At 25.5% G+C, this 1,942-nt stretch carries 3 protein-coding genes and 1 pseudogene; all 4 read left to right on the top strand.

The annotated features are described in order from the left end of the window. A partial coding sequence (locus ACRDDY_RS02340) for a DUF2871 family protein (RefSeq protein ID WP_438563365.1) occupies positions 1–360 on the top strand: 360 nt, incomplete at its 5' end. 147 nt (positions 361–507) lie between these two features. Beyond that, positions 508–1,167, top strand: a complete 660-nt coding sequence (locus tag ACRDDY_RS02335; protein ID WP_438563364.1) for a DUF3990 domain-containing protein — start codon at positions 508–510, stop codon at positions 1,165–1,167. Next, positions 1,142–1,597, top strand: a complete 456-nt coding sequence (locus tag ACRDDY_RS02330; RefSeq protein ID WP_438563363.1) for a hypothetical protein — start codon at positions 1,142–1,144, stop codon at positions 1,595–1,597. The genes ACRDDY_RS02335 and ACRDDY_RS02330 overlap by 26 nt, the downstream gene beginning before the upstream one ends. A 125-nt stretch (positions 1,598–1,722) precedes the next feature. Next, positions 1,723–1,942: pseudogene (locus ACRDDY_RS02325) on the top strand (ABC transporter ATP-binding protein); the annotation flags it as partial.

Here is a 1,942-nt window from a genome sequence, read left to right as displayed (position 1 = left end):
TTAGGGGGAGTATTCTTTAGAGAGTTCACAAGAATGAGTGATTTTACAGGAATAACTAGATTAAGCGTGGTTCATACGCATGCTTTAATTCTTGGATTTTTCTTATTTTTAATTTTAGTTCTTTTTGAAAAATCATTTAGTATAACTGAAAGTAAATGGTTTAATAAATTTTTTATAACATACAATATAGGATTAGCATGGTCTATGATAATGTTTTTAGTTATTGGAATAATGCAAGTTAAAGGAAATACAATTGGAGGAGCTTTAAACGGAATCTCTGGACTTGGACATATTATTATGGCAGTAGGATTTGTATTTCTATTTTTAAATTTAAAAGAAAAAGTGCTTAAAGAAAATTAAAAAAATAAAACCTGTTCTAAGTTTGGGGCAGGTTTTACTTTTGATAGGAAATTTTTAAATTAATGAGAGATTAAGTATTAGAAGGTAGAATAGAAAACTATAAACTATGGTATACTTTAAAATAAAGATACTAGGTAAGTGAGGAATATGAAGTTAATAATTTATCATGGTAGTGATAAGAAAATAGATAATCTAAGATATGATGGTGGGAGAAAATTTAGTGATTTTGGAATTGGTTTTTATGCAACTACAAATATTCAAATGGCAAAAAGTTGGTCAACTAGAAAGGTAGATAAAGAAGCTTTAGTAAATAAATATATATTAAATACTGAAGGACTAGAATCATTAACTTTTGATTTAGATATTAATTGGATACTGTTTATTGCTTATAATAGAGGTCTTATTGATAATGAAGAGCTTAGAAACTATTTAGAAGAAAAGTATAAAGATTTAAATAAATATGATGTAATACTTGGACCTACAGCAGATGATAGAATGTTTGATACTATGAATATGTTTTTTGAGAATACAATAACACTCAATCATTGCATTCAATCCTTAAATTCTATGGATTTAGATATTGAATATAATTTAAGAAGTAAAAAAGCTATTGAAGCTATAAAATTTATTGAAAGTATAGAGCTTGATGATATAGACAAAGAGTATTATTCAAGTGAAATAAAATTAAAAAAATCAATAATGAAAGAGAAAATGAAATTCATTAGAAAAAAATATGGTAATGTAGGGAAATATTTTGATGAATTAGGAAAGGAGGATGCAGTTGAAGGAAATAGTTATAGCTTGTAGACACTTAGGAAGGTTCTTTAAGGCATCTGTGGAGTATAATTTAGAACCTATTGATTTTGTATTAAAAGCTTTAGAAAGTAATTATAAAATAGGAATAGAAGAATATAGAGGACAATGGTACTCACAAAGTCCATATTATTATATGGAAGAGTTTTTAGAAGAAAATAATGTAAAGAAAATAGAGTATAAAAAAGAAGAAAAAGAGTATGAGAAAGAAAGAATGTACTGGCTTGGGTATTGTTTACAAGACTGGAGTAATAGAACTATATTAAAAGGAAAAGATATAAGTAAATTATGGGGAAGAGATGGTATAGAACAAGTATATTCACATTATAAAATATATCATACAGTAGATTCTTTATATGTATTAGAAGATAGTATTGAAATGAATAATATAAAAATAAATTTTGAAGAGATTTTAGTTAAGTAAAGCTATAAGACGAGATAAGTTCTTATAGCTTTTATTATTTTTCAATGTAGTCAAAGTCTATTGTAAATTTAAAATATAAATGGTATAATTTGTAATTAAAAATAAGGGAACGAGGGGGGAACTTTATGATGAAGAGATTTATTAAGTATTATAAGCCGTATAAAAGGTTATTTATACTTGATTTACTTGCAGCTTTTGTAGTTGCTTTATGTGATTTAGCTTATCCTATGATAAGTAGAAGCATTATTGATGAAGTTGTTCCAAATAAGGATACAAGAATGCTTGTAGTATTTGGAATAACTTTATTTTTAATATTTGTAGTTAAGATGGGACTTAACTATTTTA

This window comes from Clostridium sp. (assembly GCF_051656525.1).
GTDB lineage: Bacteria > Bacillota > Clostridia > Clostridiales > Clostridiaceae > Clostridium.
This window is presented reverse-complemented; position numbering and strand designations above follow the sequence as displayed.

What these genes read in the sequence shown, in the direction of transcription:
- ACRDDY_RS02335 (WP_438563364.1), top strand. Translation starts at nt 508, where the DNA reads ATGAAGTTAATAATTTATCATGGTAGTGATAAGAAAATAGATAATCTA.